This window comes from Tsukamurella soli (assembly GCF_039541155.1).
Lineage (GTDB): Bacteria > Actinomycetota > Actinomycetes > Mycobacteriales > Mycobacteriaceae > Tsukamurella > Tsukamurella soli.
In genome coordinates this window covers 31,931-54,944 of record NZ_BAABFR010000020.1, presented here as the reverse complement: position 1 = coordinate 54,944, position 23,014 = coordinate 31,931, and the positions used below count along the sequence as shown (strand labels likewise).

24 protein-coding genes are annotated in these 23,014 nt (G+C 70.5%); all 24 read right to left on the bottom strand.

The window, feature by feature from the left end; translation table 11 throughout:
* Nucleotides 1-303, bottom strand: a complete 303-nt coding sequence (locus ABD908_RS08695; protein WP_344993809.1) for a DUF1490 family protein — start codon at nucleotides 301-303, stop codon at nucleotides 1-3.
* Between the two features lie 91 nt (nucleotides 304-394).
* Nucleotides 395-1,222, bottom strand: coding sequence for a metal ABC transporter permease (locus ABD908_RS08690; RefSeq protein ID WP_344993806.1), 828 nt, complete (start codon nucleotides 1,220-1,222; stop codon nucleotides 395-397).
* Nucleotides 1,222-2,073: a metal ABC transporter permease gene (locus ABD908_RS08685; protein ID WP_344993804.1), complete on the bottom strand. Its 852-nt coding sequence runs from the start codon at nucleotides 2,071-2,073 to the stop codon at nucleotides 1,222-1,224. Before ABD908_RS08685 ends, ABD908_RS08690 begins: the two co-directional genes overlap by 1 nt.
* A complete protein-coding gene (locus tag ABD908_RS08680) occupies nucleotides 2,070-2,822 on the bottom strand; it encodes a metal ABC transporter ATP-binding protein (RefSeq protein ID WP_344993801.1) in 753 nt (250 codons plus the stop codon). Before ABD908_RS08680 ends, ABD908_RS08685 begins: the two co-directional genes overlap by 4 nt.
* Nucleotides 2,819-3,763 (bottom strand): metal ABC transporter solute-binding protein, Zn/Mn family, encoded by a 945-nt coding sequence (locus ABD908_RS08675; RefSeq protein WP_344993798.1) that lies wholly within the window; start codon nucleotides 3,761-3,763, stop codon nucleotides 2,819-2,821. The genes ABD908_RS08680 and ABD908_RS08675 overlap by 4 nt, the downstream gene beginning before the upstream one ends.
* Before the next feature lie 141 nt (nucleotides 3,764-3,904).
* The gene (gene argH / locus ABD908_RS08670; protein ID WP_344993795.1) at nucleotides 3,905-5,332 is read right to left on the bottom strand and encodes an argininosuccinate lyase; all 1,428 of its coding nucleotides are present in this window, start codon (nucleotides 5,330-5,332) and stop codon (nucleotides 3,905-3,907) included.
* A gap of 28 nt (nucleotides 5,333-5,360) precedes the next feature.
* Complete coding sequence (locus tag ABD908_RS08665) at nucleotides 5,361-5,906, bottom strand: arginine repressor (RefSeq protein WP_344993792.1); 546 nt, start codon at nucleotides 5,904-5,906, stop codon at nucleotides 5,361-5,363.
* Entirely contained in the window at nucleotides 5,903-6,826 is a 924-nt protein-coding gene (argF, locus tag ABD908_RS08660; RefSeq protein WP_344993789.1) for an ornithine carbamoyltransferase, read from the bottom strand. Before argF ends, ABD908_RS08665 begins: the two co-directional genes overlap by 4 nt.
* The gene (locus ABD908_RS08655; RefSeq protein ID WP_344993786.1) at nucleotides 6,827-8,032 is read right to left on the bottom strand and encodes an acetylornithine transaminase; all 1,206 of its coding nucleotides are present in this window, start codon (nucleotides 8,030-8,032) and stop codon (nucleotides 6,827-6,829) included.
* The gene (gene argB / locus ABD908_RS08650; protein ID WP_344993782.1) at nucleotides 8,029-8,976 is read right to left on the bottom strand and encodes an acetylglutamate kinase; all 948 of its coding nucleotides are present in this window, start codon (nucleotides 8,974-8,976) and stop codon (nucleotides 8,029-8,031) included. Before argB ends, ABD908_RS08655 begins: the two co-directional genes overlap by 4 nt.
* Nucleotides 8,973-10,190, bottom strand: a complete 1,218-nt coding sequence (gene argJ / locus ABD908_RS08645; protein WP_344993779.1) for a bifunctional glutamate N-acetyltransferase/amino-acid acetyltransferase ArgJ — start codon at nucleotides 10,188-10,190, stop codon at nucleotides 8,973-8,975. The genes argB and argJ overlap by 4 nt, the downstream gene beginning before the upstream one ends.
* Nucleotides 10,187-11,224, bottom strand: coding sequence for an N-acetyl-gamma-glutamyl-phosphate reductase (gene argC, locus ABD908_RS08640; RefSeq protein WP_344993776.1), 1,038 nt, complete (start codon nucleotides 11,222-11,224; stop codon nucleotides 10,187-10,189). Before argC ends, argJ begins: the two co-directional genes overlap by 4 nt.
* A 94-nt stretch (nucleotides 11,225-11,318) precedes the next feature.
* Nucleotides 11,319-12,074: a DUF6390 family protein gene (locus ABD908_RS08635; RefSeq protein ID WP_344993773.1), complete on the bottom strand. Its 756-nt coding sequence runs from the start codon at nucleotides 12,072-12,074 to the stop codon at nucleotides 11,319-11,321.
* Complete coding sequence (hypE, locus tag ABD908_RS08630) at nucleotides 12,074-13,159, bottom strand: hydrogenase expression/formation protein HypE (RefSeq protein WP_344993770.1); 1,086 nt, start codon at nucleotides 13,157-13,159, stop codon at nucleotides 12,074-12,076. The genes ABD908_RS08635 and hypE overlap by 1 nt, the downstream gene beginning before the upstream one ends.
* A complete protein-coding gene (gene hypD, locus ABD908_RS08625; protein ID WP_344993767.1) occupies nucleotides 13,159-14,259 on the bottom strand; it encodes a hydrogenase formation protein HypD in 1,101 nt (366 codons plus the stop codon). The genes hypE and hypD overlap by 1 nt, the downstream gene beginning before the upstream one ends.
* Nucleotides 14,256-14,555 carry a HypC/HybG/HupF family hydrogenase formation chaperone gene (locus ABD908_RS08620; protein WP_344993764.1) on the bottom strand — a complete coding sequence of 100 codons (300 nt, stop codon included), beginning with the start codon at nucleotides 14,553-14,555 and terminating at the stop codon, nucleotides 14,256-14,258. Before ABD908_RS08620 ends, hypD begins: the two co-directional genes overlap by 4 nt.
* Before the next feature lie 9 nt (nucleotides 14,556-14,564).
* Entirely contained in the window at nucleotides 14,565-17,123 is a 2,559-nt protein-coding gene (hypF, locus tag ABD908_RS08615) for a carbamoyltransferase HypF (RefSeq protein WP_344993761.1), read from the bottom strand.
* A 3-nt stretch (nucleotides 17,124-17,126) separates the two neighbouring features.
* Nucleotides 17,127-17,606, bottom strand: a complete 480-nt coding sequence (locus tag ABD908_RS08610) for a hydrogenase maturation protease (RefSeq protein ID WP_344993758.1) — start codon at nucleotides 17,604-17,606, stop codon at nucleotides 17,127-17,129.
* Entirely contained in the window at nucleotides 17,603-17,722 is a 120-nt protein-coding gene (locus tag ABD908_RS27615) for a DUF6893 family small protein (protein WP_385920523.1), read from the bottom strand. Before ABD908_RS27615 ends, ABD908_RS08610 begins: the two co-directional genes overlap by 4 nt.
* Nucleotides 17,719-19,293 (bottom strand): hypothetical protein, encoded by a 1,575-nt coding sequence (locus ABD908_RS08605; RefSeq protein ID WP_344993755.1) that lies wholly within the window; start codon nucleotides 19,291-19,293, stop codon nucleotides 17,719-17,721. Before ABD908_RS08605 ends, ABD908_RS27615 begins: the two co-directional genes overlap by 4 nt.
* Nucleotides 19,290-19,931, bottom strand: coding sequence for a DUF6084 family protein (locus ABD908_RS08600; RefSeq protein WP_344993752.1), 642 nt, complete (start codon nucleotides 19,929-19,931; stop codon nucleotides 19,290-19,292). Before ABD908_RS08600 ends, ABD908_RS08605 begins: the two co-directional genes overlap by 4 nt.
* Complete coding sequence (locus ABD908_RS08595; protein WP_344993749.1) at nucleotides 19,928-20,608, bottom strand: DUF5947 family protein; 681 nt, start codon at nucleotides 20,606-20,608, stop codon at nucleotides 19,928-19,930. The genes ABD908_RS08600 and ABD908_RS08595 overlap by 4 nt, the downstream gene beginning before the upstream one ends.
* Nucleotides 20,605-21,195: a NifU family protein gene (locus ABD908_RS08590; RefSeq protein WP_344993747.1), complete on the bottom strand. Its 591-nt coding sequence runs from the start codon at nucleotides 21,193-21,195 to the stop codon at nucleotides 20,605-20,607. The genes ABD908_RS08595 and ABD908_RS08590 overlap by 4 nt, the downstream gene beginning before the upstream one ends.
* Before the next feature lie 3 nt (nucleotides 21,196-21,198).
* Complete coding sequence (locus ABD908_RS08585; RefSeq protein ID WP_344993744.1) at nucleotides 21,199-22,995, bottom strand: nickel-dependent hydrogenase large subunit; 1,797 nt, start codon at nucleotides 22,993-22,995, stop codon at nucleotides 21,199-21,201.
* Nucleotides 22,996-23,014 lie beyond the last annotated feature (19 nt).

The window sequence follows — 23,014 nt, the reverse complement described above, 5'->3', positions numbered from 1 at the left end:
TCAGTGCTCGTGCCCGTGCCCGGCGTCGCCGTTGCCCGGCGGCGGGGCCTGCTCGCCGATCTGCTCGCGGGCCTCCGCGACGACGTCGGACACCAGCAGACGGGCCGACTCCGCCCCGGTCTCCGCCGAGCGCGCCCCCCGCAACCCCAGCGCGGTCGCCGACACGGCGCCGCGTCGCAGCGCCCCGCTCGCAGCGATCCGCTTCGCACCGTCCACCAGCACCACTCCGAGTACGCCGGTCGCGACAGCCGCCCCCAACTTGCGCAGCGCACCGTCGACGTCTGCCGCCTTGTTCTTGTTCATCGAACCCACTCCTCATCGTTCTGCATCTATTCGTTCGTCTCGATGTCGCCTATCGTCCCCGCGGACGGGTACGGCCACGGATACATGCCTATCAGGATGCGAGGGCCGGCGCTCTGCTCGTCCGCCCGTGCCACGGCATCCACCGTGACGCAGCCAGACGTCCCACCGCGTACCAGGCGGCCGACAGCGTCCCCACGAAGAACCCCACCGGCCAATTCCAGTGGTAGGCACCGGCGATCGAGAGCCAGACGGTGACCAGCGCGACTACCGCCGACAACGCCAGCGCACGCACCGGCTCGGCCGTCACCGCCCGCGCGAACGCCGGCGGTCCGACCATCAGGCTGAAGATCAGCAGCGCCCCGACCACGGGCAGCGTCAGGCTCGTGGTCAGCGCGACGAGGATCAGGAAGGCAGACCCGTATCGCCTCACCGGCAATCCGTCGGCCTCCGCGACGTCCGGCACAGCCGACACCAGCAGCAGTGGCCGGAACAACGCGACCACCCCCGTGCAGCACACCACGGCGAGCACGAGGCTGGGCAGCACCTGACCGTTGTTGATCCCCAGCACCTCGCCGAACAGCAACGAGAAGATCTCGGGCTCGTACTCGGTGTTCCAGCTCAGCAGCAGGCCGCCCAGGGCCAGCATCAGCACCAGCGCCAGGGCGACCGCCACGTCATGCCGGCCGCGACGCTCGAGCCGGCCGATCAGCAGAGCGCCGAGCACCGAGAACACCCCGAGACCGAGGATCGTGTTCAGCCCCAGCAGACTCGCGGCGGCCGCCCCGGCGAAAGCGCCCTGCGGCACGGCGTGCGCCACGAACGCGGAACCGCGCAGGACGACGAAGAACCCGACCATGCCGGCGACGACCGCGACCAGGCTGGCGACGATCCAGCTGTCCACCATGAAACCGGAGAACATCAGCGCCTCCCCCGTCCCGGAAGGTCCGCGGCCAGGTATGCCACGAACACGATGGCGACCACGAAGAAGCTCACCGGCCAGCCGTGATGCGACGGGGGCCATCGGTAGCTCTCGTATGCGAGTACCACCCCACCCCACACGGCGACCACACCCACCAGAGCGGCGTAGACCATCGCGCGCGCGGGGCGGCGCGTGAGCCGGATCGCCGTGGCCGCGGGGCCGACCAACAGGGCGGTCGACAGGATCGAGCCGATGGTGACCGCCGAAAGCGCCACCGTCACGGCCATGGCCGCGAGGAAGACGGCGCCGACGGTCCGGACCGGCACGCCGCGCGCCGCGGCGAGGTCCGGATGGATCGCGCACAGCAGCAGCGGCCGGTACAGAGCCGCCACCACGCATGCCGCGACGACCGCGGCGACGATGACGGGCGCCACCACGGCATGGCCGATCGCGAAGATCGACCCGAACAGAACTACCATCGCGGCGCCGGTGGTGTTGTGAACGGTGGTGTCCCAGTACAGGAACAGCGCGGCGAGCCCCAGCCCGGCGCCCAGCACGACGCCGGTGGCCAGGTCGCGGCTGCGCGCCCGCTGCACGCCGATCAGCTCCATCGCCGCCGCCCCGGCCAAGCTCAGCGCGAGGAAGCCCCACAGCGGCGGAATCGCCACCAGGAACGCCCCGGCGCCGCCGGTGGTGCCGACATCGGCGAGCGCGTGGCCGGCGAACGACTGCCCGCGCAGCACCGTCAGCACCCCGACCATGCCCGACACCACCGCCACCACGCCGCCGACGAGCAGGGCCGTACGGACCTCCTCACTCGCGAGCAGGCCCGCCGGCAGGAACCCGGTCACTCGCCCGCCAACACGAGCACCCGGCCGTGCACGTGCAGCACGTCCACCCGGTGCCGGTAGAGGTCGCTGAGCACCTCGGCGGTGATCACGTCGGCGGTGGGCCCGCTCGCGGCCCGACCGTCAGCGAGGTACACGACGCGATCCATCACGGGCAGCAGCGGATTCATGTCGTGCGCGGACAGCAGCACCGCGACGCCCTGGGCCTTGGCGACGCGCGCGAGCAGTGCGACCACCTCCTGGCCGCTGCGCAGGTCCAGGTTCGCCAGCGGCTCGTCGAGCAGCAGCAACTGCGGCCCGCTGATCAGCGCGTGGGCGATCAGCACCCGCTGCTGCTCGCCACCCGACAGCTCCCCCACACGGGCGTCCGCGAACCGGGCCGCATCCACGGCCTCGAGGATGGCGTCGACCCGGGCGCGCCGGGTGCGCGACGGCAGCCCGATGCCGAGCCGGTGGCCGTCCAGCCCGAGCGCGACGAGGTCGCGCGCACGGATCGGCATGTCCGGGTCCAGCAACACCTTCTGCGGCACGTAGCCGATCCGCGCCCCGGCGTCGACGGTGACGGTGCCGGTGGTCGTCTGCTGCAACCCGAGGATCACCCGGAGCAGCGTGGTCTTGCCGGCCCCGTTGGAGCCGATCAGCCCGGTGAACTCGCCGGGCCGCACCTCGAGTGCGATGTCCCGCAGAATCACCCGGCCGCCTGCCGTGACTCCGACGCCGTCCAGCGCCAGTACCGGCCTGTCGGCGGTCACAGCTTCTCGGTCGAGACGCCCTGGCCCACCGCCTTGTTCAGCGCATCGACCTCGGCGACCATCCACCGCTGGTAGTTGTACCCGTCGGACGGCATCGTCTCGTACACGCCCACCACGGGGATGTTCGCGGCGCGCGCGGCCGCCAGGAACTTGGTGGTGACGTCATCCGTGACCTGCTGGTTGTACACGAAGACCTTCACCTTCTTCCCGCTCAGCAGGTCGGTCTGCGTCGAGATGTCCTGCGGGGCCGGATCGGTCCCGTTCATGATGGCGGTCTCCAGGCTGAACGGCGTCAGGTTCCGGGTGCCCGCGGCCTTCAGCATGTAGTCGGCCACCGGCTCGGTGACGGCGACCGGCGTCGCCGGGTACTTCTTCGCGAACGCCGCCAGCGCGTCGGTCCACGGCTTCAGCGAGTCGACGAACGTCGTCTCGTTCTGCTGGAAATACGACGCGTGGGCGGGCTGCAGCGCCGACAGGTCGGCGGCGATCGCCTTCGCCACCACCGGCATCGTCGCCGGGTCGTACCAGAGGTGCGGGTTCGGCGTGCTGTCCGGCAGCCCGCGCAGCTGCTGCACGTCGATCACCTTGCGTGCCGCGTTCGGCGACGCCTTCTCGATCGTGCCCATGAACCCGTCGTAGCCGACCCCGTTCTGCACGACGAGCGACGCGGCGGCGACCGTCTTCGAGATCGCCGGTGACGCCTCGAAGGTGTGCGGGTCGGTGTTCGGGTCGCTCATGATCGCCGTGGTGTCGACGTACTGCCCACCGATCTGGCTGATCACGTCCGCGTACTCGTTCTCCGCACCCACCGCGACGATCTTCCCGCCGTTGCCGGCCGATGCGCTCGCGCCCGCGCCGGTACCGCTCGACGTGCTGCACGCACCAAGCGTGACCACACCGACCAGACCCACCGCCAGCGACGCCCAGAGGCGTCCGCCCATTCGTGCCACCGTTTTGACCTCATCCCGAATCTCGATTTAGCGGTAACGAGAACCGTTATCGCTAGACCGAGACGCTAGGCGTGGCCGGCGCCGCTGTCAACGCGAGCGCCGCCGGACCGGGCGAACTGGACGGAGCGGGCCTCAGACGTCGGCGGCCCACCCACGCAGGCGCTCGGTCTCCGAGCGGACGGAGTCGAGCTGCTTCGCCACCGCCGTGCCGGCTGTGCCGCCGCGAGCCGAGCGCGAAGCGACGGAACCCGCCACCGTCAGCACGGAGCGCACCTGCGGCGTGAGCGCCGGGTGCACCTCGGCGAACTCGGCATCGGTGAGCTCGTCGAGGCCCGCGCCACGGGACTCGGCGACGCGCACGCACGCGCCGGCGGCCTCGTGCGCGACGCGGAACGGGATGCCGCGCCGCACCATCCACTCGGCGATATCGGTGGCGAGCGTGTAGCCGGCGGGCGCCAGTTCCGCCATGCGCTCGGGATGGAACTCGAGGGTGGCGGTGAGCCCGGCGACCGCGGGGAGCAGCAACCGCAGCTGCTCCACAGAGTCGAACACCGGCTCCTTGTCCTCCTGCAGGTCCCGGTTGTAGGCCAGCGGCTGCGCCTTGAGCGTGGCGAGCAGGCCGGACACGTTGCCGATCAGGCGGCCGGCCTTGCCGCGGGACAGCTCGGCGACATCGGGGTTCTTCTTCTGCGGCATGATCGAGCTGCCCGTCGACCACGCGTCGGCCAGCGTGACGTAGCCGAACTCTGCCGTGCTCCACAGGATCACGTCCTCGGACCAGCGGGAGAGATCCACCGCGATCAGGGCCAGAACGAACGCCGCCTCGGCCGCGAAGTCACGGCTCGCGGTGGCGTCGAGGGAGTTCTCAGCGGCCGAGTCGAAGCCGAGATCCCTGGCGATCGCCTCCGGGTCCAGGCCGAGCGAGGAGCCGGCCAGCGCGCCGGATCCGTAGGGCGACACCGCGAGTCGCTTGTCGAGGTCGGCGAGGCGCTGCACGTCCCGCAGCAGCGGATGGGTGTAGGCCAGCAGGTGGTGTGCGAGCAGGATCGGTTGCGCGGCCTGCAGATGCGTCTTGCCGGGCATCACGACGTCGGGGTTGGCCTGTGCCTGCGCCACCAGCGCGTCGACCACGCCGAGGACGCCCCCCGCCACCGCGCGGATCGCGTCCCGCAGCCACATCCGAAACAGCGTGGCCACCTGGTCGTTCCGTGAGCGTCCGGCCCGAAGGCGGCCGCCGACGTCCGCCCCGGCGCGTTCGATCAAGCCCCGCTCGAGCGCCCCGTGCACGTCCTCGTCGGTCTCGGCCGGTGCGAACGCGCCCGACGCCACATCGGCCGCGAGTAGGTCCAGCGCGGCGAGCATCTCGGCGAGCTCCGACTCCGACAGCAGCCCGGCGGCGTGCAGCACCCGGGCGTGGGCCTGCGACGCGCGCACGTCGTACGGCGCGAGCACCCAGTCGAAGTGGGTCGAGCGGCTCAGCGCCGCCATCGCCTCCGCTGGCCCGGACGCGAACCGTCCGCCCCACAGGCTGCCCTCGTTCGTTCCGTGCTTGTCGGTCACGTGTCCCTCTTCGTCGTAATCCATTGTGTCAAGCCAAAGCGGCGATCTGGTCCGCGAGTTCCTTACCGCTGGTGGGCTCGCGGGCGATCACGATCACCGTGTCGTCGCCGGCGACAGTGCCCACCACCTCCGGGAGGGCCGCCCGGTCGAGCGCGCTGGCCAGAAAGTTCGCGGCGCCCGGCGGCGTGCGCAGCACGCACACGTTACCGCTGTGATCGGTCGCGACCAGCAGGTCGCCCAGCAGCCGGGCGAGCCGCTCCCGACCAGCGGAAGCGCCTGAGTCCCTGGCCCATTCACCGGGCGAGCCGTCCTCCGGCACCACGTAGACGCCTGCGCCGCCGTCAGGCGCGCGCAGCTTGATCGCGCCCAACTCGTCGAGATCGCGCGAGATGGTCGCCTGCGTCGCCTCGAAGCCGTGTCGCAGCAGGAGCGCCTGCAGCTCGGCCTGACTGCGCACCTTGTGGTTGGCGAGGACGGTGACGATGGCGGCCTGCCGGCCGGCGCGCGTCGCGGCGGGCTGGTCGGGGCCGCCCTGACCGCTCCGCGGCGACGACGCATCCGCGCCTGACGTCACTGGTGCTCCAGCAGCCAGGTCAGCAGCGCCTTCTGTGCGTGCAGGCGGTTCTCGGCCTCGTCGAACACCGCGGACTGTGGCCCATCGATCACCTCGTCGGTGATCTCGTCTCCGCGATGCGCCGGGAGGCAGTGCAGCACTATCGCGTTCGGGTCCGCGTGCGCGAGCAACGCGGCGTCGATCCGGTACGGCCGCAGCGGCGCCTTGCGGTCCAAGCCGTCGGCCTCCTGCCCCATCGACACCCAGGTATCGGTGACCACCACGTCGACGCCGGCGACAGCGAGCACCGGATCGGAGATGATGCTCACCTCGGCGCCGGTCTCCTTGGCGCGGGTCCGCGCCGCGTCGACGAACCGCGCCGCGGGCGTGAAGCCCTCGGGCGCGCTGATGGTCACGTCGATTCCGGCGGTGACGCAGCCGAGCATGTAGCTGTGCGACATGTTGTTCGCGCCGTCGCCCAGGTAGGTGAGCTTGAGCCCGGCAAGCGCGCCCTTCCGCTCGGCGATGGTCTGCAGGTCCGCGAGGATCTGGCACGGGTGGAAGTCGTCCGACAGCGCGTTGACGACGGGGACGCTGCCCGCGGCCGCCATCTCCTCGAGGTTCGATTGGGCGTAGGTGCGCCATACGATCGCCTCGGTGAAGCGCGACAGCACGCGGGCGGTGTCGGCCAACGACTCGTCACGCCCCATCTGGGTCGACTTCGCGTCCACCACCACGGCGTGTCCGCCGAGCTGCGCGACGCCGATGTCGAAACTGAACCGCGTGCGGGTGGAGTTCTTGTCGAAGATCACCGCGACGCCCTTGGGGCCCTCGAGCGGCCGACGCGAGAACGGGGCGGCCTTCAGCTCGGCGGCCAGCGCCAGCACCTCGGCCTGCTCGGCCGGGCTCAGGTCGTCGTCACGCAGGAAGTGGCGGGTCATCTACGTCTCCTGGGTTGCAGCAGTGAGGATCTCGGGCAGGTCGGCGATGAGTCGGTCGGCCTGCGCGTCGGTGAGCACCAGCGGCGGTGCCAGCCGGATCAGGTCGGGCTGCGCGGCGTTCAGCAGGTAGCCGGCACTCCGCGCCGCGGCCTCGACCCGCTTGGCACGGGCCTCGGTGAGCAGGACGCCGAGCAGCATGCCCTGCCCGCGCACCCCCTTCACCAGCGGGTGGCCCAGCGCCTCGATCGACGTGGCGATGTGCTTGCCGAGGGCCGCCGCCCGGTCGATCAGGTCTTCGGACTCGATCACGTCGAGCACGGCGTTGGCGGCCGCGGCGCTGACGGGGTTGCCGCCGAAGGTGGTGCCGTGCTGCCCCGGCGTGAGCGCCGCGCCGTGCTCGCCGACGGCGACGGTGGCGCCGATCGGCAGGCCGCCGCCGAGCCCCTTGGCAAGGGTGAACACGTCGGGCACCACACCGGCCTGTTGGAACGCGAACATGCTTCCCGTGCGGGCGATCCCGGTCTGGATCTCGTCGAGCACGAGCAGCGCACCGGCCTCGGTGGCTGCGGCCCGCGCCTGCGCGAGATAGCCGGCGGGGGGGACGACGACGCCACCCTCGCCCTGGATCGGCTCGAGGAACACCGCGCCGACGGGGCTGCCCTGTGCCACGCCGTCCTGCAGGGCGGCGCGCAGCGCGTCACCGTCGCCGTACGGTACGAAATCGACCGATTCGAGCATCGGCACGAACGGCGTGCGCTTGCCCTCCTGGCCCGTGAGGCTGAGGGATCCCATGGTGCGGCCGTGGAAGCCGTTGGCGGCGGCGATCATCCGTGGCCGGCCGGTGCGCCGCGCGATCTTGATCGCGGCCTCGTTGGCCTCGGCGCCGCTGTTGCAGAAGAAGACCCGGGTGCCGGGCACCCCGACCAGGTCGACGAGGCGTTCGGCGAGCCGGACCGTGGGCTCGGCGACGTACAGGTTGGAGACGTGTCCCAGGGTCGAGATCTGCCGCGTCACGGCTTCCACGACCTTCGGGTGCGCGTGGCCGAGGATGTTGACCGCCAGGCCCGCGAGCAGGTCGACGTACCGCTTGCCGTCGGCGTCGACGACCTCGGCACCCGAGCCGGACACGAGGGCCACCGGCGGGGTCCCATAGTTGTCCATCAGGGCGGCGTTCCACCGCCCGAGGATCTCCTCCGTGTGGGTCACTGCTGGTCCTCCTCGAATTCGTCGTCGGCCGTTCGGGTGTCTGTTCCGTCGCCTGAGGCCGGCACGACCATGGTGCCGATGCCCGCGCTGGTGAACACCTCGAGCAGCACCGAGTGCGGCACGCGGCCGTCGATCACGTGGGCCGTGGGGACGCCGCCGGTGACTGCCCGCAGGCACGCCTCCATCTTGGGCACCATCCCCGCGTCCAGGCCGGGCAGCAGGGCGGCGAGCGTGTCGGTGTCGATCACCGAGGTGAGCGACGATCGGTCCGGCCAGCTCGTATACAGGCCCTCGACATCCGTGAGCACGATCAACTTCTCGGCGCCGAGCGCCTCGGCGACGGCCGCCGCGGCGGTGTCCGCGTTGATGTTGTGCACCACGCCGTCGGCGTCGGGCGCGATGGTCGAGATGACGGGGATGCGGCCCGCGTCGATGAGATCGAGCACGGCCTCGGGCTTGACGGTGGTGACGTCACCCACCAGCCCGATGTCTGTGGCGACCCCGTCCACGACGACCTCGCGGCGGGTGGCGGTGAACAGGTGGGCGTCCTCGCCGGACATGCCGACCGCGTACGGACCGTGGGAGTTGATGAGTCCCACCAGTTCCCGGCCGACCTGGCCGAACAGCACCATCCGCACCACATCCATCACCTCGGGCGTGGTCACGCGGAAGCCGCCCCTGAACTCGCCCTGCATGCCGAGCCGTTTGAGCATCGCCGAGATCTGGGGACCACCGCCGTGCACCACGACCGGCTTGATGCCGCAGGTGCGCAGGAACACCATGTCCTGGGCGAACGCGGCCTTCAACTGGTCGTCGACCATCGCGTTGCCACCGTACTTGACCACCACGGTGCGCCCGTGGAACCGCTGCAGCCAGGGCAGTGCCTCGGCCAGCACGTGTGCCTTGTCGAGCGGGCTGAGCGCCGCTCCGATCGCGGCGCTCACGACGAGTAAGCCGAGTTCTCTTCGACGTACGCGTGCGACAGGTCCGTCGTCCGGATCGCGGCGGTGCCCGCGCCCTGCGCCAGGTCCACCGTGAGGGTGATCTCGGAGCCGGACAGGTCCACGCCGCGCGCACCGGGCACGCCGACGCCGTTCTCGCACACCGGCTGCCCGTTGAACGAGACCGCGATCGCGTCCGGATCGAGCGCGATGGGCGCCATGCCGACGGCGGCCAGCACACGGCCCCAGTTGGGATCGCTGCCGAACAACGCCGTCTTCACCAGGCTGTCGCGGGCGATGGTGCGCGCGGCGATCAGCGCCTCGTCCTCGCTCGCGGCGCCCGTCACCGTCACCGTCACCCGCTTCGTGACGCCCTCGGCGTCGGCCTGCATCTGCGCGGCCAGATCGTCGCACACCGCACGCACGGCGTCGTTCAACTCCTGTTGGCTGCAGGTCTTCTCGCTGGCACCGTTGGCGAGCAGCAGCACGGTGTCGTTGGTGGAGGTCACGCCGTCCACGTCGAGCCTGTCGAAGGTGTACTTGGTGGCCTGCCGCAACGCCTCGTCGAGCTGGGCGGCGGTGGCGCTGACGTCCGTCGTGACCACCGCGAGCATCGTCGCGAGCGCGGGCGCGATCATGCCCGCTCCCTTGACCATTCCGCCCACGTTCCAGCCCCCGCTGTGGTGCAGCGCGGTCTCCTTGGCGACGGTGTCGGTGGTCATGATGGCGTGCGCCGCGTCGGTGCCGCCGCTCATGCCGCCACCCATCTCATGCACCACCTCCACGATGCCCGCGAGCACCTTGTCCATGGGGAGCCGGTCGCCGATCAGGCCCGTGGAGCACACCGCGACCTCGATGGCGCCGGTCTCGGTCCCCCAGTGCGACAGCGTCTCCGCCACCTTCTCGGCGGTCGCATGCGCGTCCTGGAAGCCGCCGGGACCGGTACAGGCGTTGGCACCGCCCGAGTTGAGCACCACCGCCCGGAGCCGGCCGGTCTCGAGCACCTGCCGGCTCCACAGCACCGGCGCAGCCTTGACCTTGTTCGCGGTGAACACGCCCGCGGCCGAGTACTCGGGCCCCTCGTTGAAGACCAGCGCCAGGTCCGGCCTGCCGCTCGCCTTGATGCCCGCCGCGATGCCGGCGGCCTTGAAGCCCAGGGGCGCGGTGACGCCCTGGTTCCGGACGAGGCGGAAGGTGTCTTCGCTCGCTCCGCTCACGGGGCCACTCCTACGGTGCTCAGGCCGGCGGTCTCGGGAAGCCCGAGCGCCAGGTTCATGGACTGGACGGCTGCTCCGCCCGTGCCCTTGGTGAGGTTGTCGATCGCGGCGGTCACCACCAACCGTCCGGCGGCCTCGTCGACGGCCACCTGAACGTGTACGGCGTTGGAGCCCACGACCGACGACGTCTGCGGCTGCTTGCCGGCCGGCAGCAGATGCACGAACGGCTCGTCGGCGTACGCCTTCTCGTAGACGGCGCGCGCGGTCGCCTCGTCCGCGGCGGTGTCGGCGACGACGGTGGCCAGGATGCCCCGCGCCATCGGGACCAGCACGGGCGTGAACGACACGGCGACGGGCTGATCCGCGACCGCCGAGAGGTTCTGGACGATCTCGGGGGTGTGCCGATGCACGCCGCCGACGCCGTAGGCGCGGGCCGAGCCGAGCACCTCCGAGGCCAACAGGTCCACCTTCGCGGCGCGCCCGGCGCCCGACGTGCCGCTCACCGCGACGACGGTGACGGATGGCGCCACGATCCCCGCGGCCACCGCGGGATAAGCGGCGAGCGACGACACCGTGGGGTAGCAGCCGGGCACCGCGACCCGGGATGCGCCGGTGAGGATCTCCCGGTTGCCCGGCAGCTCGGGCAGACCGTATGGCCAGGTACCCGCGTGCTCGGAGCCGTAGAACCGCTTCCACGCGTCGGCGTCCCGCAGCCGGTAGTCGGCGCCGCAGTCGATGATCAGCGTGGTGGGCGGCAATGCCTCCGCGACCTCGGCGGACTTGCCGTGCGGCAGCCCGAGGAACACCACGTCGTGTCCGCGCAGGACGTCGGGAGTCGTGTCGTCGAGCACGCGGTCCGCCAGCGGCAGCAGGTTCGGATGGTGGTCGAACAGCGTCGAGCCCGCGTTGGATCCGGCGGTCAACGCGCCGATCACGAGCTCGCCCGACTGGTACGCGGGGTGCCCCAGCAGCAGCCGGAGGATCTCGCCCCCGGCGTACCCGCTCGCGCCCGCGACGGCTACGGAGATGGTCATGTGATTATTATGCATGATGATGCAAGTCTATTCACACCGGCCTCGGAGTCCCACGCTCCGCCCGTGATCGACACGGCAGTGGCCGGGCTTCGGGTCAGAGGACGGCGATCGGGCGGCCCGCGTTGACGATGGCGAGATGACGCCGGGTGTACGCGTGCAACACGGCCTCCTCCGGCGCCGAGATCTTGTCGCAGACCCACTCCCAGTGCAGCGTGACCCGATCGCCGACCATGAGCGGCTCCGTGATCCCGTCCCCCTCGATCGAGCGGCGCGCCGTCTCCAGCACAGCCGGGCCGAGGCTCAGCGACCGCCCGTCCCAGGTGAGCGGACGCGACCGGACGATCGCTTCGTCGGGCTGCAGGGCGACGACGGTGCCGGACCGGATCCGGCAGCGATCCAGCACGTGCAGCGCGTGATCGGAGACCGAGCCGTCGCCGAGGAGGCCCGTCCACGGGTAGACGCAGAACACGGCGAAGCTGTGGTGCGGCACCGCGCCGGCCAGCACGCTGTCGGCCAGTCGCGGGAATGCGGATCCGACCTGGGCGCGGAACCGGTCCTCGATGTTGCGCCCGATCTGATTCATCGAGACCCGCTCCAGGAGGCGGTTCCCCACCCAGTAGGCCCGGACGACCCGGTCGTCCAGCGGGTCTCCGAGATGGTTGGCCTGCGCGATCAGTTCGAGGTAGGGCCACGCCCCCTCGAACCTCCGGGACATCGCCCGCAGCCCCGACGCATCCCCCGTGACCCCGTATTCGAAGTACGCGCCGGAGTCGCCGGGCCCGCAGTAGCCGTGCGAGTTCGGGGGGAAGGCGTAGCGGGCGAATGTCAGGGGCCCGGACGGGGCGGGCATCAGCAGATCCGGGGTAGCTGCTCGCCGATGGGCATGTCGACCACGCGGGTCCCGCCCAGCCCGGTCGCCGCCACGACCATCGTCGGGTGGTCCGAGACGCAGCGCCCGATCAGCCGCGCACCGACGCCCTGCGGATGGGCCCGCATCGCATCGAGCACCCGATCGGCGTCCCCGGGGGCGACGATCGCCACCAGCTTCCCCTCGTTCGCCACCTGGAACGGGTCCAGCCCGAGCAGGCCGCACGCGTCCTTCACCGATTGCGGGACCGGCACGTCCGCCTCCACGAGGTGCATCCCCACGCCCGACGCCTTCGCGATCTCGTTGAGCGATGCCGCCATGCCGCCGCGGGTGGGGTCGCGCAGCGCGCGGATGTCGGCGCCCGTGGCGATCATCGCCTCGACCAGACCGTTCAGAGGAGCGGTGTCGCTGGCCACCGTGGTGCCGAATTCGAGCCCCTCACGGCAGCTCAGCACGGCCACCCCGTGCACGCCGATGTCACCACTCACCAGGACCGCGTCGCCGACGCGCGCCCGTGCCGGGCCGATGTCCATACCGTCGGGCACCAGCCCGATGCCGGTGGTGTTCACGTACACGTCGCCCGGGCCGCCCGAGGTGTTGTCGATGACCTTGGTGTCGCCGGTCACCAGCTTCACCCCGGCCGCCTCGGCGGCACGTCCCATGGCGTCCGCGATCCGTTCGATCACGCTCAGGGGCGTGCCCTCCTGGAGGATGAACGCGGTCGAGAGCACCAGCGGCGTCGCGCCGGCCATCGCCAAGTCGTTGACGGTGCCGTTCACCGCGAGATCGCCGATGCAGCCGCCGGGGAAGAACATCGGTTTGACCACGAACGAGTCCGTCGAGAACGCGATCCGGCTGTCCCCGATCGCCAGCACTGCCGAGTCCCCCATCTCAGCCGCGGCCGCGGCACCGAAGGCGGGGAGGAACAGCAGATCGATGAGCTCCGCGGTCATCGCTCCCCCGCCACCGTGCCCCATCACGATGTTCGGCGAATCACGCAGTGGAAGCGGGCAGGCCCAGTTCGCGGCGTCGGGAATCGGTACCGATGATGCGGCGGTCTCGGTCATCATGCACCGACCGAGCTCAGGCGGCGATACGTGTAGTAGGCGGCACAGGCCCCCTCGGACGACACCATCGTCGCGCCCAACGGATGTCGCGGCGTGCACTCCCGCCCGAAGGCCGCGCACTCGTGGGGTTTCAGCAGCCCCTGCAGGACCTCGCCCGAACGACACAGCGTCGATTCCGCGGTGTGGATGCCCGTCACGGCGAACCGGTACTCGGCGTCGAATTCGCGATACCTCTCGGACAGGCGCCAACCGCTCTGCGGGATCAGGCCGATGCCCCGCCACGTGCGGTCGGTGACCTCGAAGACGTCGCGCAGCATCTCCATCGCCGCGGGGTTCCCGTCGGTGGGGACCGCCCGCGCGTACGCGTTCTCGACCTCGTACCTGCCGGCCTCGAGTTGGATCACGGTGCGCCGGATCCCCTCCAGGATGTCGAGCGGCTCGAACCCGGTCACCACGATCGGCACGCGATACTTCTCCGCCAGCGCCGGGTACTCACGCGTGCCCATGACGCTGCACACGTGGCCGGCCGCGAGAAAGGCCTGCACGCGGCAGTCCGGCGACTCCATGATCGCAGCGATGGCGGGTGGCACCAGCACATGCGACACGAGCAACGAGAAGTTCCGGATACCCAGCCGCTCGGCCTGGAACACCGTCATCGCGTTGGCCGGCGCCGTGGTCTCGAAACCGATGCCGAAGAACACGACCTCCCGGTCGGGGTGCTCCCGCGCGATCTTCAGCGCGTCGAGCGGCGAATACACCACGCGCACATCGGCGCCGGCGCTCTTCGTGCGGAACAGGTCCTCGCTACTGCCGGGAACCCGCAGCATGTCGCCGAACGAGCAGAAGATCACCCCGGGCTGCTTCGCGATCTCGAGCGCCTTGTCGATCATCTGCAGCGGCGTCACGCACACCGGACAGCCGGGCCCGTGGATCATCTCCACCGCGTCCGGCAACAGCTGGTCGATGCCGTGCCGGATGATCGAATGCGTCTGTCCCCCACAGACCTCCATCATCGCCCAGCGCCGGGTGGTGACCTGGTGGATCTGGTCCAACAGTCGCCGGGCCATATCCGGATTGCTGAATTCGTCGAGGTACTTCACGACACACCGTCCTTGCCGTCGATTCCGGCCTGCTGCGCTGCCATAGCGAATCCGTCGCCGAACTCGGTCTCGAGGATCCCCATGCGGTCGAAGTCCGCGAGCGTCTGAAGAGCGGACCGCTCATCGAGCCGTTGAATGGCGAACCCCACGTGCACCATCACGTACTCTCCGATCCGGATGTCCGGGATGTACTGCAGGCACACCTCTTTCAGGACCCCGCCGAAGTCGACCGTCGCCATCGTCGTGCCGTCCCGTTCCTCGAGGACCAGCACCTTTCCCGGTACCGCCAAACACATCACTTACTCCTAACGGTCGTCATCCGTGCACGTCGCGCCTGCGCGGGCCTGTGCCACGAGGATCTGGCCGAGCGCTATCCCGCCGTCGTTGGCCGGCAGCAGAGCAGGACGGAGAACCTCGAAGCCGACGCCGGACAGGGCTCTCGTCGCGAGTTCGAGGAGCACCGTGTTCTGGAAGACGCCACCGCCGAGCGCCACCGTCTCGAGCCCCGTGGCCACCCGGGCGCGGGCGGCGAATTCCACGATCAGGTCGGCCACCGCGCGGTGGAACCGCGCGGCGATCATGCCCGTGGGGACGCCGGACCGCACGTCGTCGACCACCGCAGCGATGAGCGGGGCGGGATCGGCCTGGCAGCGCCCGGAATCGCCCACGGGCGCAACCGCGAACCGATACGGGCGGTCCGCCTCGACTTCCCTGGCGGCCCCTTCCAGCTCGATCGCCGCCTCGGCCTCGTAGTCGACCCGCTGGCACACGCCCGCGAGCGAGGCGACCGCGTCGAACAGCCGGCCCATGCTCGACGTCGGCACGCACCCGAGGCCCGTGTCGAGTTGATGCGCGAGGACTCGGCGCTCGTCGGGCGGGCAGGCGGCGACCGCCGGGTCACCGTCGGACCAGGGCAGTCCCGCGTGGTGCAGGTGCGCCATGGCCATCCGGTACGGCCGCCGGACGCTCACGTCGCCGCCGGCCAGGGGAACGTAGGCGAGCTGCCCCAGCCGGTCGAATCCCGCGTAGTCGGCGACCAACAGCTCGCCGCCCCACACGCCGCCGTCGGTCCCGTACCCCGTGCCGTCGAACGCGATACCGATCACTTCCCGGCCCGCAGGCACTCCGTGCTCGCCCATCACGGACGCGATGTGCGCGTGATGGTGCTGCACGCCGACCACCGGCCGGCCACGGGACACACTGCGTGCCCACTGCGCCGATCGGTATGCGGGGTGCTCGTCCACCACTAGACGGGTCGGAACGACACCCGTGATCATCGCGAGGTGGTCGGAGGCGGCCGCCAGCGCTTCGATCGTCGCGGCGGTGTCCACGTCGCCGATGTGCTGACTGATCCACGCGAACCGACCCACGCCGATCCCGCAGGTGCACTTGAGATCCGCGCCCACCGCGAGGGTCGGCTCGACGTCGAAGGGGAGCGCTATCGGCAGTGGCGCGTAGCCGCGGGAGCGTCGGATGGGGACCTCGACGCCGGAGACGAACCGCGTGACCGAGTCATCGCACGGGACCACGATGCCCCGGTCGTGGGTGAGCCACGCATCGGCCAGCGGCGCCAGCAACGCGGCGGCCTGCCCGTCGTCCGTCACTATCGGCTCGCCCGACCGGTTGCCTGAGGTCATCACCAGTACATCGGGGCCGGGTTCGTCACCGTCGAGGCCGAACAGCAGGCGATGCAAAGGCGTGTAGGGCAGGAAGATCCCCAGGTCCGGAGCGTTCGGGGCGACGGACGCCGCCACCTCTCCGGCGCCCCGCCCACGGGGCACCAGCAGGATCGCGTGACGCGGTCCGGTCAGCACCGCCTCCGCCGCCGGGTCCAGCACCGTGAGCCGCCGGGCGACGACGAGATCGCGGACCATGACGGCGAACGGCTTCGTGCGGCGCGCCTTGCGGCGGCGGAGCAGGGCGACCGCATCGGCATCGCGGGCGTCGCACGCCAGGTGATATCCGCCGATCCCCTTGATGCCCAGTATCTTTCCCTCGGACAGCATGCTCCGCGCCACGGCGAGCGCGGCGGCGCCCGTCTCTTGCGATCCCGCCGGGGTCACCAACGTCAGCACCGGCCCGCAGTCCGGGCACGCGATCGGCTGTGCGTGGAACCGGCGGTCGGCCGGGTCGGCGTACTCACGAGCGCACCGCTCGCACATCGGAAACCCGGCCATGGTGGTGTTCGCGCGGTCGTACGGGAGATCGGTGGTGATCGTGAACCGCGGCCCGCAGTTCGTGCAGGTGATGAAGGGGTGCCGGTACCGGCGGTCGCTCGGGTCGGTGAGTTCCCGCTCGCAGTCGGCGCACATCGCCACGTCGGGCGACCCCAGCGTGCGCCCCAGGCCGTCCGCGGTCGACTCGTCGATGTGGAACCCGGTGGCGCCCTGCGGCGCGAGGTCCCGCTCGGTGATGTCCGCGATCAACGCGAGCGGCGGCGGCTCGCTGCGAAGCCGGCGCACCATCTCATCGACGTCGGCTGCGTCGCCCTCGACCTCCACGACCACCCCACCCACGTCGTTGCGCACCGATCCGGCGAGCCCCAGCGCGGCCGCCGCGGCGTACACGAACGGGCGGAAGCCGACGCCCTGGACGACGCCGGACACCCGCAGCTCCCGGCGCACCCGCTGCGTCGGTCCGCTACCGACCAACTGCAGCCCTTCGCGTGCCTCGCGCGCCTTCGGCTCGCTGACCGTCTCCATGGCGAATCCCATATGGATCACCACCCAATCCCCTGGGGACGGGGGTCGATCGAGGATGCCCACGTTGATCCGGCGTTCGACGCCCTCGACGTCGACGCGTGCTATCTGACCGCCATAGCCCTCGGCCATGGCGATCACTCGACCCGGGATTCCCAGACACATGCCTCACGTCACCTCCGCTCGGGTGCTGCACGCCGACAGGAGCTCTCGAACCGCCGCGGCGGCCGGTTCGACGGCAGCTTCGACGGTCGCGCTCAGGCCGATCCCCTCGCTGACGTCCTCCGGTACACAGCCGATCAGGTATGTGGTCGGCAGCCGGCCGCCGAGGGCCCTCAGGCTCGCCAGCACGGCCGACGGGGTCATCGCGTGTGCGTCGACCGCGGGGGCGGCGGGCACCTCGTCGATCAGTCGGACGCTGACGGTGCCGGGAGCACCGGGGCCGGGAACGGCGTCGATCAGGATCAGGGTGTCGACTCCGTCGACCAGGTCGTACGCGAGGTGCATGCCCCGGATGCCGTAGTCGACCACGCGGACCCGGTCGCCGTCGTCCGCCGTCAGGCGTCGCGCGACCTCGGAGCCGAAGCCGTCGTCGCCGAGGAAGATGTTGCCGATCCCGGCGACGAGCACGTCGCCCACGACCGTCACATCCGACGCATCCGCAGGTATCGCTTCATATCCGGCACCGACTTGACCGCCGTCACCACGCCCACCACGACCGCGGCACCGATCACCGCCGTCGCCACCATTCCTACGTAGTTCATTGCTGGACTTCCTTTCTGGCGCGGCCGGGCTGTGCCGCTGTTACCGGGACGAGTTCGTCGGGCGAGAAGTACAGGTAACGGCCGTACCACTCGTGCAGGTCGGCGGCGGGATCGTCGAGCAACACCACCGACACGTGCGTCTCACCGTCCACGTCGAAGAACACGCCCGTCACACGCGCGCGCCGACCGGCGGAGAACAGATCCTGCGCGTCGGCGCGACGGCGGGGCCGGACGGTCACCACGCTGCCTTTCGCGATCGGGACACCCTCGATGACAACCGAATCCGCGTCGGGCCGCACGCTCCCGTCCACGCCGGGGTCCCACCACGGGGCGAGCGCGTCGGTCCCGACGCCGGGCGTGTGCATCGACGGGAAGTCGACGCCGCCCGACCGGCTCGGCCCACCGCCGCGGGGGTCCCGCAGCGTGCCGTGCAGCTGCTGCATCTGTTCGGGGGTCATCGCCTCGCACCGGTCGATGATCTCGGCAGCCCGCGGGTCGGTGCGGCGGGCCTCCGCCTTCTCGTCGTCCGTGAGGGTGAGCACGCGCAGCGTGAGGATCTCGTCGATCTCGGTGGAGTCGAACAGCGCCACCGAACTCTCGGGTGCGATGGCCGGGTGGTCGTACAGGATGATCGGCGCGAGCAGCAACACGTCGTCCTGCCCTTCGGGGCCCGCGAGAACCGGCCAGCACCTGTCGTGCGCGGTGGTCGGCACCGCGGCCGCGACCACCGCCGGCGGGTCGGTGGTGGATACGAAGCCGGAAGTGGGGGCGGTGAGCAGCATGTGCGTGGCGATCAGGGAGCGTGCGATCGCGGTGGCCGAGTCGTGGGCGAGCGGGCCGGATGTCACCGGCGCCGGGAGCGCAGCGAGCGGGCCGAATGTCACCGGCGCCGGGAGCGCAGCGAGCGGGCCGAATGTCACCGGCGCCGGGAGCGCAGCGAGCGGGCCGAATGTCACCGGCGCCGGGAGCGCAGCGAGCGGGCCGAATGTCACCGGCGTGACGTTCTCCGCCCGTACGGTCACGAGCAGCACGCCCGCGGCCTCGATCGCGCGCGCCGAGAGGGTGATTCGCGCCGACAGCGGTTCTCGCCGGCGCACCACGCGGCCCGCGATCCGGCCGTCGTCGGCGGCTACGTCCTCGGCGTCGACGCCGCCCGCGAAGTCTCGGTCCAGGCTCACTCCCGCCAGCAGCTCGGACCGGCCGAACTCGCCGATCCACTCCTCGTGGTCCACCGCCTCGTCCCACGTGCGCCACTGCGACGAGCCCACCGTCAGCGCGTCGGTCGGGACGAACACGCCGCCTTCCGACCGCTCCACGAGACGCCGTTGGATCTGCAGGAACCGCAGATAGACACCGAGCCGAGTGGACTCACCCGCGTCCTCGAGGAGGATGTCCGTCGACATCGTCGGGGCCTCGCCGTGGCCGGCGTCGAGCGCGCCGGCCGGCCCCAGAACGCCGAACTGCCACCGGGACCGGTTCTTCGTCGACGATCCCCGGTACGGATACAGCAGATAGCCCTCGTAGAGGACCGCGTCCGCCACGGCCCGCGCGAGTTCCAGGTCGGCATTCATCGCGGCGCCCCCGCGTCGACCGTGAGCAGTCGGGTGAGGGTCTCGTCCCAGGAGGTCAGACCGTGTGCGCTCCGGTAGTCGGACAACCGTCGGATCACCTCGTGGTCCAGTCGCAGCCAACCGGCGCCGGGGAAGTGGCGGTCGATCGACTCGCGCCACACAGCGACCGGCATCGAGTACCGGAATTCGAGGTCCCACGGGACGGGTGCCACCTGGAATCCGTTGCCGCCGTCGGTGAAGACCGTGCCGGAGAACAGGAACAGCAGCGGCACCGCGCCGCCCGCCAGGGCGTGCAGGTACTTGCTGCCGACCACCTCGAAGTCGTATGTGCACGGCATCGGGAGGTCCGCCTCGCACGATCCGCGGAATCCCGGGAGCACCGACGACGTGTGCATCCACAGGAACGGGTGGATCGTGGTCGACCACCGCTCCCGTGCACCGAACAGGTCGATGAGTCCCGGCTCCTCGTCTGCTGTGTACGACCGCCGTTGCGGTTCGATCCGCACCTGGCACCGCACGGCGACGGCGCGCACCGCGGCACCCGTCGACTCGGCGAGGCGCAGCTTGGCCACCAGCGCCGGTGCCGCCGCATACGCGTCGGGGACGACACGGTCGACCGCGATGGTCAGGTGCGTCATCTCGTGCCTCCCGCCGCGGGGCGAGTCGAAGCCGGGCGGCTACGTGCCCGAAGATCGTCGAAGTACTGCGCCAGTTCGGCTTTCGCATCGCTCCCGCCGTCGAATCCGCGCCACACCCGACGGAGGCGGCCGACCAGTTCGTAGGCTGAGTCGATAGGCACGAGGTAGCACTCGGACGGCGTGCCGTCGGCGTGGACGCGCATCATCACCGCTTCCACGTCGGGCAGCGGGGTGGCGAGTCGGGAGTTCCGGTCGACGAGCGAAGCCCATGCGCCGGTGGACAGTTCCGACTCTGTCGCCCCGGCGGGCCCGGGGTAGAAGGCCGTCGTCCGGCCGGTGCGCGAATCGGTGAAGAAGAACGCCAGGTTGACGGGGATCTGCAACTCGTCCCAGACGGCCGCGCCGACGGCGCAGTCGTCCAGCGAGAGGTACCGGTCCGGCACCGTCCGATACCGGGTCACGGCGGTCGACCGGGTGAACAGCAGGGAGCAACCGGTGCACGCGCACATCAGGTTCCGACTCTCGAGGTCCACGACGTGGCGATGCCGTGCCGGGATGGGCTCCGCGCACATCTCGCACCGCTCGCCGTCGGGCCGGCGCGGCTCGGTGGTGACGATCCGCCGCAGGCTCGCCAACCCGGCACCGCCGACCCGTCCGCGCGAACCGGCGGTGGTCATCGCGAACTCAGTTCCGCGCCCGCCAAGCGGATCCGCAGCGCATCGACCGGGATCAGGGTCGCGCTCCGCTCCGCCGCCTGCTCCTCCACCTCCACGGCGGCCACGTCGGGTGCCGCGGCCGCGATCGCCTCCTCGACCAGACCGCGCAGCGTCCCCGTCGAACCCGGGCACCCGTCACAGCTCCCGAGCAGGCGCAGTCGCACCACGGAATCGTCGGTGACGCCGAGGAATTCGACGTCGCCGTGGTGGCCCCGCAGGTACGGCCGCACGCTGTCGAGGGCCCCCTGCACGCGGGTCTCGACGCTATCGGGGTGCAGGCCGTGGACCAGCAGCAGCCCGGACACCAACTCGTCCGAGGTCAGGGCCGCCAGCGTCCCGTCGTCCAGCACATCGCGGGCGTCCAGGATCGTCAGGATGCGCTCGATCCCCGCGCCGTACAGCGTGGTCACCTGCCGCACGAGTTCCTCGGCCCGCTCGTGGACGAGGGTTCCCGAGCCCGCCATCGCGTCCAGCAACGTGTCGATCCGCTCGCCGACCGACGTCAGCGGGTCGGCTCCCCTGCCGCCTCCCGCGGGCACGGGTTCCATGGCCTACTGCGCCCCGACGGACTGGGTGGGCGAGTGCACCGTGTTCAGCGTCTTCCCACCGCCCAGGTACATGTGCACTCCGCAGGGCAGACACGGATCGAAGCTGCGCACGGTCCGCATGATGTCGATTCCCTTGAAGTGCTCCCTGTCGTTCTCCTCGAAGATCGGTTGCCCCTGGACGGCGTCCTCATAGGGGCCGGGTGTGCCGTAGCTGTCTCGCGGGTTCGCGTTCCACGGGGTCGGCGGATACGGGTGGTAGTTCGCGATCTTGCCGTCCCGGATCACCATGTGATGCGACAGCACGCCGCGGACGGCCTCTGTGAACCCGCAGCCGATCCCCTCGTCCGGCACCTCGAAGGACTCCCAGGTCTTCGTCCGCCCCGCGCGGATCTCGATCAGCGCCTGCTCCGCGAAGTGCAGCGCGCACGCTGCGGCGTACGCCTGGAAGTAGGTGCGCGCGCGGTTCCGCTCGATCGTGTTGCTGCCCTGCGGGGGGATCCGCCATTCGAGGGAGACCGGGGGCTTGAGCGCGGTCTTCGGCAGGTTGATCTGCACGCTGTGGCCGGTCGCCTTCACGTAGCCGACGTCGACCAGAGCCGAGAGGGCCGTCGACCACAGCCGCGCCAGTGGGCCGCCGCCCGTGTCCAACGCCAGATGGTCCGTGCCGTCGAACCACCGCGGCGACATCACCCAGCTGTACTTGTCGTCCAGGTCGCGCTTCTGCGGATGCGGGTTGGTGTGCTGGTTCCACGGGTGTCGGCGGTCGACGGGGTTCCCGAGCGGGTCGTTCCGCACGAACATCTCCTGGTCGTCCCAGTCGTCGTAGTAGGACGAGCCGAGCAGGATCCGGATGCCGAGGTTGATGTCGACGAGGTCGTTGGTCACCAGCTTGCCGTCCACCACGACGCCCGGGGTGACGAACATGGCCCGCCCCCACTCGGTCATGTCGCGGTAGGCGAAGTTGCACACCTCGGGGTCCTGGAACGACCCCCAGCATCCGAGCAGCGTGCGGCGCAGGCCGACCTTGTCGTAGCCGGGGATCGCCTCGTAGAAGAAGTCGAACAGGTCGTCGTGCATGGGCACGACCTTCTTCATGAACTCGACGTACCGCATGAGCCGGCTCATGTAGTCGGTCATCAGCTGGATCGTCGCCACGGTGCCGACGCCCCCGGGGTAGAGGGTGGACGGGTGGACGTGCCGCCCCTCCATGAGGCAGAACATCTCCCGGGTCCACCGACTCACCTGGAGGGCTTCCCGGTAGAAGTCGCCGGTGAAGGGGTTGAGCGCCCGCATGATGTCGGCGATGGTGCGGTAGCCGTGGGCGTCGGCGTGGGCGGCCTCGGTGCGTTCCGCCTGGGCCAGCACCCCGGGGTTCGTCTCCGACACCATCTTCTCGCAGTAGTCGACGCCGACCAGGTTCTCCTGAAAGATGTTGTGGTCGAACATGTACTCGGCTGCCTCGCCGAGGTTGACGATCCACTCGCCGAGTTTCGGCGGCTTCACCCCGTATGCCATGTTCTGGGCGTAGCAGGAGCACGTGGCGTGGTTGTCGCCGCAGATGCCGCAGATGCGGCTGGTGATGAAGTGGGCGTCCCGTGGGTCCTTCCCCTTCATGAAGATCGAATACCCGCGGAAGATCGACGAGGTGCTATGACACTCGACGACCTCGCGCTGTTTGAAGTCGATCTTGGTATAGATGCCGAGACTACCGACGATGCGCGTTATCGGGTCCCAGGCCATGTCCACGAGCCCCTCGGGATCTGCGCCCAGATCCGCCGGAGTCCGTACGGTTGTCGTCATGGATTCGCCTCTACAGTTC

Coding starts and splice junctions, on each gene's coding strand:
- ABD908_RS08695 (WP_344993809.1), bottom strand. CDS start 303: ATGAACAAGAACAAGGCGGCAGACGTCGACGGTGCGCTGCGCAAGTTG.
- ABD908_RS08690 (WP_344993806.1), bottom strand. CDS start 1,222: ATGTTCTCCGGTTTCATGGTGGACAGCTGGATCGTCGCCAGCCTGGTC.
- ABD908_RS08675 (WP_344993798.1), bottom strand. CDS start 3,763: ATGGGCGGACGCCTCTGGGCGTCGCTGGCGGTGGGTCTGGTCGGTGTG.
- argF (WP_344993789.1), bottom strand. CDS start 6,826: ATGACCCGCCACTTCCTGCGTGACGACGACCTGAGCCCGGCCGAGCAG.
- argC (WP_344993776.1), bottom strand. CDS start 11,224: ATGACCATCTCCGTAGCCGTCGCGGGCGCGAGCGGGTACGCCGGGGGC.
- ABD908_RS08635 (WP_344993773.1), bottom strand. CDS start 12,074: ATGCCCGCCCCGTCCGGGCCCCTGACATTCGCCCGCTACGCCTTCCCC.
- hypE (WP_344993770.1), bottom strand. CDS start 13,159: ATGACCGAGACCGCCGCATCATCGGTACCGATTCCCGACGCCGCGAAC.
- ABD908_RS08620 (WP_344993764.1), bottom strand. CDS start 14,555: ATGTGTTTGGCGGTACCGGGAAAGGTGCTGGTCCTCGAGGAACGGGAC.
- hypF (WP_344993761.1), bottom strand. CDS start 17,123: ATGTGTCTGGGAATCCCGGGTCGAGTGATCGCCATGGCCGAGGGCTAT.
- ABD908_RS27615 (WP_385920523.1), bottom strand. CDS start 17,722: ATGAACTACGTAGGAATGGTGGCGACGGCGGTGATCGGTGCCGCGGTC.
- ABD908_RS08605 (WP_344993755.1), bottom strand. CDS start 19,293: ATGAATGCCGACCTGGAACTCGCGCGGGCCGTGGCGGACGCGGTCCTC.
- ABD908_RS08600 (WP_344993752.1), bottom strand. CDS start 19,931: ATGACGCACCTGACCATCGCGGTCGACCGTGTCGTCCCCGACGCGTAT.
- ABD908_RS08595 (WP_344993749.1), bottom strand. CDS start 20,608: ATGACCACCGCCGGTTCGCGCGGACGGGTCGGCGGTGCCGGGTTGGCG.
- ABD908_RS08590 (WP_344993747.1), bottom strand. CDS start 21,195: ATGGAACCCGTGCCCGCGGGAGGCGGCAGGGGAGCCGACCCGCTGACG.
- ABD908_RS08585 (WP_344993744.1), bottom strand. CDS start 22,995: ATGACGACAACCGTACGGACTCCGGCGGATCTGGGCGCAGATCCCGAG.